This is a genomic window from Amycolatopsis melonis (assembly GCF_040064235.1).
Taxonomy (GTDB): domain Bacteria; phylum Actinomycetota; class Actinomycetes; order Mycobacteriales; family Pseudonocardiaceae; genus Amycolatopsis; species Amycolatopsis melonis.
Genome location: NZ_JBDZYD010000002.1, coordinates 402,498 through 409,651 on the forward strand (window position 1 = coordinate 402,498; position 7,154 = coordinate 409,651).

Below are 7,154 nucleotides of genomic sequence, written 5' to 3' on the forward strand. Positions count from 1 at the left end.
GGGGGGGGCGGGGGGTGGTGGGTTCTAAATAAAGGTTTCGCAACTTTTCACCCCCCCCCCCACAACCCAGCCGACCCGGGCACCCGGCGGGTGGGCTGGGACGTGCACTGAAGGGCACCTTCCTTGCGTCGCACGCATCGAAGGTGCCCTTCGCTGCGCACTGATCGGCGGATCCAGGGCGAGCTGAAAGACGCTTTCGTCTCATGGGGTGCGGCGAACGGACCTTTCGTCTCGCCAGATGCCAGGAAAGTCCCTTTCAGCCCGGCCGGTGCCCGGGAGCGCCCGCGACCGGGGTTCGCGGCACCGGGTCGGGTGCCTCCGCGGGGACGGTCCGCCCCTGGTCGTGAACCGCCCTCCGGCGATGCCTCGCGCCGGGGCGGAAGCCGCGGTACGTTCCGCCGTGAAGGTCCTCCGCGCCCACATCCCGTCACACCCCGTGCTCACCCCCACGTGAACCGATACTGATCCGACCAATTTCCCGCCGATTCGGCGGCGGCTCTGGATTCACGCGCACGACTGCGCTATACATCGGATGTCTCGTCGGCGAGGGTGAAGGGAATTTCCGTGCAGCTTGTGCGCCTCGGGGAGCCGGGAAGTGAGCGTCCGTTCGTGCGGGCCGTCGACGGCACGACCTACGATCTGGGCGGCCTGACCGCCGACATCGACGGCAGGTTCCTCGCCGCGGACGGGATCGCGCGGGTGGCCGCCGCACTGGCCGCCGGGGAGCTGCCGGAGGCGGACACCACCGGCCTGCGGGTCGGGGCGCCCATCGCCCAGCCCGGCAAGGTCGTCTGCATCGGCATGAACTACCGGCGCCACGCCGAGGAGACCGGGGCGACGCCACCCACCGAGCCCGTCGTCTTCATGAAGGCGCCGGACGTCGTGGTCGGGCCCGGCGACGACGTCCTCATCCCGCGGAACTCCGTCAGCACCGACTGGGAGGTCGAGCTGGGCGTCGTCATCGGCAAGACCGCCCGCTATCTCGGCAGCGTCGGCGAAGCCCTGGAGTACGTCGCCGGGTACGTCGTGTCCAACGACGTCTCCGAGCGCGCACTGCAGTTCCGCGCCGGGCAGTGGGACAAGGGCAAGTCCTGCGAGAACTTCAACCCGCTCGGCCCGGCGCTCGTGCCGGCGAGCGAGGTGCCGGACCCCCAGGACCTCGGCCTGCGGCTGTGGATCAACGGCGAGAAGAAGCAGGACTCCTCGACCAAGGACATGATCTTCAGCGTCGCCGAGATCGTGCACCACCTGAGCCAGGTGATGGTGCTGCGGCCCGGCGACCTCATCAACACCGGCACCCCCGAAGGTGTGGCGCTCGGCCAGCCCGATCCCAAGCCCTACCTACGCGACGGCGACGTCATCGAGCTCGAAATCGACGGGCTCGGGCGGCAGCGCCAGACCGCGAGGCAGGCCTGACCATGGCGAAGATCATCGGCATGGAGGTCCTCGACGTCCGGTTCCCGACCTCACGGGAGCTGGACGGCTCGGACGCGATGAACCCCGATCCGGACTACTCCGCCGCCTACGTCGTGCTGCACGCCGACAGCGGCCCGGACGGCTACGGCCTCGCCTTCACCATCGGCCGCGGCAACGACGTCCAGGCCGCCGCGATCCGCGCGCTCGCCCCGCACGTCGTCGGCCGGGACGTCCCGGAGGACGCGGCCGCGCTCGGCGACCTGTCGCGCACGCTCGTCGGGGACTCGCAGTTCCGCTGGCTGGGCCCGGAAAAGGGCGTCGCGCACATGGCCGTCGGGGCGGTGGTCAACGCCGCGTGGGACCTCGCCGCGCGCCGCGCGGGCCTGCCGGTCTGGCGGTTCGCCGCGCGGATGACCCCGGAAGAGCTGGTGAGCCTGGTCGACTTCCGGTACCTGTCCGACGCGCTCACCGAAGCCGAGGCCCTCGACATCCTGCGCCGCGCCGAACCCGGCCGCGCCGAGCGGATCGCGCAGCTCGAAGCGAACGGCTACCGCGCCTACAGCACGTCTCCCGGCTGGCTCGGCTACGCCGACGCGAAGCTCGTGCGCCTGGCCGAGCAGGCCGTCGCCGACGGCTTCGACATGATCAAGCTCAAGGTCGGCGGCAACCTCGAGGACGACGTCCGCCGGATGAAGCTGGCCCGCGAGACCGTCGGGGCCGGCGTCCGGATCGCCGTCGACGCCAACCAGCGCTGGGACGTCTCCACCGCGGTCGCCTGGATGACCGCGCTCGCGCCGTACGACCCGTACTGGATCGAGGAGCCGACTTCGCCGGACGACGTCCTCGGGCACGCGGCCATCGCGAAAGCGCTTGCGCCGATCCGCGTCGCCACCGGCGAGCACGTCCAGAACCGCGTGGTGTTCAAGCAGCTGCTGCAGGCGAACGCGATTTCGGTGCTCCAGCTCGACGCCGCGCGGGTCGGCGGGTTCACCGAGAACCTGGCGATCCTGTTGCTGGCGGCCAAGTTCGGCATCCCGGTCTGCCCGCACGCCGGCGGGGTCGGGCTGTGCGAGCTCGTCCGGCACCTGTCGATGTTCGACTTCGTGGCGGTGTCGGGTACCGACGCCGACCGGTCCATCGAGTGGGTCGACCACCTGCACGAGCACTTCACCGACCCGGCCGTCGTCGAGCGCGGCCGGTATCTCGCCCCGACCGAACCCGGGTTCTCCGCGCGCATGCACGACGCCACGCTGCGCCGCTTCCGGTTCCCGGACGGTCCCGAGTGGACGGAGACCGCAAGTGAGTGAATTCGAGGGCCTCGTCGCCGCCGTCACCGGAGGTGCCTCGGGCATCGGCCAGGCCGCCGCGAGCGTGCTGGCCGCACGCGGTGCGCAGGTCGCGGTGCTGGATCTCAAGCCGGACGACACGGGTTTCCGCTGTGACGTCTCCTCCGACGCCGAAGTCCGCGAAGCGATCGATGCCGTCGTGGAACGCTTCGGGCGTCTCGACATCCTGGTCAACAACGCCGGGATCGGCGCGCAGGGCGACGTCACGGCCAACGACGACGACGAGTGGCACCGCGTGTTCGACGTCAACGTCGTCGGCATGGTCCGGGTGGCCCGCGCCGCGCTGCCGCACCTGAAGCAGTCGCCGTCCGCGGCGATCGTCAACACCTGCTCCATCGCGGCCTGGGCAGGCCTGCCCAACCGCGCGCTCTACTCGGCCAGCAAGGGCGCGGTGCTCGCGCTGACGCTGGCCATGGCGACCGACCACCTGCCGGACCGGATCCGCGTCAACTGCGTGTGCCCGGGCACCGCGGACACCCCGTGGGTGGGCAGGCTGCTCGACGCCGCCGCGGACCCGGCCGCCGAACGCGCGGCGCTGGCCGCCCGGCAGCCGATGGGCCGCCTGGTCACCGCGGAGGAGGTCGCGAACGCGATCGCCTACCTGGCGAGCCCGCTGTCCGCGTCGACCACCGGCACCGCACTGGCGGTCGACGGTGGCATGTACGGCCTGCGCCCGCGTGGCCCGGTCCACCACGACTAGAAGTTTTCCCGCCGTCATCAAGGAGGATGCTGTGCGCACGAGGGTGCTCAAGGTGGCCGCCGCGGCCGCCGTCTGCGGCCTGGTACTGGCCGCCTGCGGGTCCACAAAGGACAAAGCAGCCGCCCCCGGCGCGGGCGGCGGCGCGGGCGGCAAGGTCGGGGCGACGCTGCCGCTGCTGACCTCGCCGTTCTGGCAGGCCTACAACAACTACGTGCCGAAGATGGCGCAGGAGGAGGGCGTCGACGTCCTTCCGACGGTCAACGCCGACAGCGACCCCGCGAAGCTGATCACCGACATCGGCACCTTCCTCAACCAGGGCGTCAAGGGCCTGGTCGTGACGCCGCTGGACTCGGCAGCCATCGTCGCCGGGCTCAAGCAGGCCGAGAACAAGGGCGTCCCGGTGGTCGCGGTCGACGTCGCCCCGGAGAGCGGCAAGGTCGCCATGGTCGTGCGCGCCGACAACAAGGCCTACGGCACCAAGGCCTGCGAAGCGATCGGCGAGAAGGTCAAGTCCGGCAAGGTCGTGCAGATCATGGGCGACCTCGCCTCGGTCAACGGCCGCGACCGCTCGGAGGCCTTCCGCGCCTGCATGAAGTCCAAGTACCCGGGCATCCAGGTGCTGGAGATCCCGGCGGAGTGGAAGGCCGACAAGGCGTCCGCGGGCCTGGACAGCATGCTGACCGCGAACCCGGACATCAAGGGCGTCTACATGCAGGCCGGCGGCGTCTACCTGGCCCCGACCGAGCAGGCGCTCAAGCGCAAGAACCTGTTCTTCCCGGTGGGGGACCCGAAGCACATCGTGCTGGTCTCCAACGACGGCATCCCGCAGGAGCTGGCCGCGATCCGCGCCGGCGAGCTGGACGCCACGGTGTCCCAGCCCGCCGACGCCTACGCGAAGTACGGCCTGTACTGGCTGAAGAAGGCCATGGCGGGCGAGACGTTCAAGGCGGGCCCGACCGACCACGACAGCACCATCGTCGAGATCAGCCCCGGCATCCTCGAAGACCAGCTGCCCGCGCCGGTCATCACCAAGGACAACGTGGACGACAAGGCCCTCTGGGGGAACAACCTGTGACGCCCGTGGTCAGCGCTCGCGGCGTCGGGAAGCGCTACGGCCCGACCGTGGCGCTGCACGACGTCAGCCTCACCGTGCGCCCCGGCGAGTCGCACGCGCTCGTCGGGCGCAACGGGGCAGGCAAGTCGACGCTCGTCTCCATCCTCACCGGGCTGTCCGCCACGGACACCGGGCACGTCGAGTTCGGCGGCGAGCCGGCCCCTCCGCTGTCCAAACAGGACGAGTGGAAGGCACGGGTCGCCTGCGTCTACCAGCACGCGATGGTCGTCCCGCAGCTCACCGTGGCCGAGAACCTGTTCCTCAACCGGCAGGCGGGCGGCGGGTTCTCGATCGGCTGGAAGAAGCTGCGGCGCCAGGCCCGCGAGCTGCTCGACTCGTGGGACGTGCACGTCGACGTCGACACCCCGGCCGGTGACCTGTCGGTGGAGGACCGCCAGTTCGTCGAGATCGCCCGCGCGCTGTCCTACGGCGCCCGGTTCATCGTGCTGGACGAGCCGACCGCGCAGCTGGACAGCCAGGCCATCGAGCGGCTCTTCGAGCGGATGCGGCAGATGCAGGCGGGCGGGGTGACGTTCCTGTTCATCTCCCACCACCTGCACGAGGTGTACGAGGTCTGCCAGGCCGTCACGGTCCTGCGCGACGCGAAGCACGTGCTCACCGCGCCGGTCTCGGAGGTCGGCAAGGCCGAGCTGGTCGACGCGATGACCGGCGAGCCGGGCGGCCTGTCGGTCCGCGACGCCGCCACCCGCGAGGCCCTCGACGCCGGCGCCCCGGAGATCCTCAGCGTCGACGGGCTGTCCGGCGACGGCTTCCGCGACGTCTCCTTCCGGCTGCGCCGCGGCGAGGTCGTGGGGCTCGCGGGCAGCAACGCCAGCGGCAAGCACCAGGTCGCCGAGACGGTCTACGGCCTGCGGACGCCGTCGGCGGGCACGGTCCGCGTCGACGGGAAACCGCTGCGGCCGGGCGACATCCCGGCGGCACTGCGCGCGGGCATCGGCTGCGTCCCGCGCGACCGCCACCACGAAGGCCTGGTGCTGACGCACTCGATCGCCGACAACGCCACGCTGTCCATTCTGGACAAGCTGGGCCGCGGCGGGATCGCGTCGCCGGGCACGCGGCACGCGAAGGCGGCCCAGGCACTGAAGGACTACGACATCGTGGCCGCGGGCGCGGACCAGCCGGTGTCGGACCTGTCCGGCGGCAACCAGCAGAAGGTCGTGCTGGCCAGGGCGCTGGTCAGCGATCCGCGGGTGGTCGTGCTGATCAACCCGACCGCGGGCGTGGACGTGAAGTCGAAGGAGGCGCTGCTCGCGGTCGTCGACCGGGTGCGCGCCGAGGGCAAGGCGGTGCTGATCGTCAGCGACGAGCTGGACGACCTGCGCCTGAGCGACCGGGTCCTGGTGCTGCGCGCCGGGACCGTCGTCGCCGAACACCAGGCCGGGTGGTCCGACGGCGACCTCGTGGCCGACATCGAAGGAGTCGAGCTGTCGTGACCGACGTGATGACCTCTCCGCAGACGCAGCTGCCCGCGCCACCCCGGCGCCGCAAGGCGGTCTGGCTGCGCGAACTGGCGCTGCTGCCCGCACTGGTCGTGGTGTTCCTCATCGGCGGGCTGGTCGACGACACCTTCGTCGGCTGGAGCAACATCGTCAGCATCCTGACCGCGTCGGCGGCGCTGTCGCTGGTCGTGCTCGGCGAGTCGCTGGTGCTGATCACCGGCAAGTTCGACCTGTCGCTGGAGTCCACGATGGGCCTGGCGCCCGCCCTGGGCGCGATGGTCGTGCTCCCGGCGGCGTCGGCCGGGTTCGGCGTCGAGCTGCCCGCCGCGATCGGGCTGCTGGTCATCCCGCTGTGCGGGGCGCTGGTCGGGCTCGTCAACGGCTTCCTGATCGTGAAGCTGAAGCTGAACGCCTTCATCGTCACCCTCGCCATGCTCACCGTGCTGCGCGGCGTGCAGGTCGGCTCGACCAAGGGCAAGACGCTGTTCAACCTGCCGGACTCGTTCACCGACCTCGCGACGACGACGTTCGCCGGCCTGCCGATGTCGGTGTGGCTGGCCGCGGCGCTGTTCGCGGTCGCCGGCTGGGTGCTGCGCTACCACCGCATCGGCCGCGCGCTGTACGCGATCGGCGGCAACCGCGAAGCCGCGCGGGCGGCGGGCGTGCGCGTCGACCGGATCGCGTGGGCGGTGTTCGTCGTCGCCGGGGTCCTCGCCGCGATCGGCGGGCTCGCCTACACCGGCTATGTCGGCGCGCTGGGCGCGAACCAGGGGTCCGGGATGATCCTGCAGGTGTTCGCGGCGGCGGTGATCGGCGGCGTGTCCCTTGACGGCGGCAAGGGCACCCTGGTCGGCGCCCTCACCGGCGTGCTGCTGCTGGCGTCGGTGTCGAGCCTGCTCAACTACGCGCACGTGACGGCCGAGTGGCAGGGAGCGATCTACGGCGCCATCATCCTGGTCGCCCTGATCATCGCCCGCTACGCGGGCGGCAAACCCCAAACCTGACGCTCTCCGGCCCCGTGATCATCCGACGTTCCGAGGTCTGCCGCAGGTCGTGGGGGGGGGGGGGCCAGGGGGGTGAAAACGGTGGCCCCCCACCCCCCCCCGCGGGGGGGGGGG

General features: G+C 71.4%; 6 protein-coding genes. All 6 read left to right on the forward strand.

Annotated features, from left to right (window positions below; translation table 11 throughout):
- The first annotated feature begins 564 nt into the window (after positions 1–564).
- From ABJI51_RS06345 to ABJI51_RS06370, 6 genes are read left to right on the forward strand one after another with little or no spacing between them, the layout of a single operon-like run.
- A complete protein-coding gene (locus ABJI51_RS06345) occupies positions 565–1,416 on the forward strand; it encodes a fumarylacetoacetate hydrolase family protein (RefSeq protein WP_348948199.1) in 852 nt (283 codons plus the stop codon).
- Between the two features lie 2 nt (positions 1,417–1,418).
- Entirely contained in the window at positions 1,419–2,723 is a 1,305-nt protein-coding gene (locus tag ABJI51_RS06350; RefSeq protein ID WP_348948201.1) for an enolase C-terminal domain-like protein, read from the forward strand.
- A complete protein-coding gene (locus tag ABJI51_RS06355) occupies positions 2,716–3,462 on the forward strand; it encodes an SDR family NAD(P)-dependent oxidoreductase (protein WP_348948203.1) in 747 nt (248 codons plus the stop codon). Before ABJI51_RS06350 ends, ABJI51_RS06355 begins: the two co-directional genes overlap by 8 nt.
- Before the next feature lie 43 nt (positions 3,463–3,505).
- Positions 3,506–4,537, forward strand: a complete 1,032-nt coding sequence (locus tag ABJI51_RS06360) for a sugar ABC transporter substrate-binding protein (protein ID WP_348948706.1) — start codon at positions 3,506–3,508, stop codon at positions 4,535–4,537.
- A complete protein-coding gene (locus ABJI51_RS06365) occupies positions 4,534–6,030 on the forward strand; it encodes a sugar ABC transporter ATP-binding protein (RefSeq protein ID WP_348948204.1) in 1,497 nt (498 codons plus the stop codon). Before ABJI51_RS06360 ends, ABJI51_RS06365 begins: the two co-directional genes overlap by 4 nt.
- Positions 6,027–7,040: an ABC transporter permease gene (locus ABJI51_RS06370; protein WP_348948206.1), complete on the forward strand. Its 1,014-nt coding sequence runs from the start codon at positions 6,027–6,029 to the stop codon at positions 7,038–7,040. The genes ABJI51_RS06365 and ABJI51_RS06370 overlap by 4 nt, the downstream gene beginning before the upstream one ends.
- Positions 7,041–7,154: the final 114 nt, after the last annotated feature.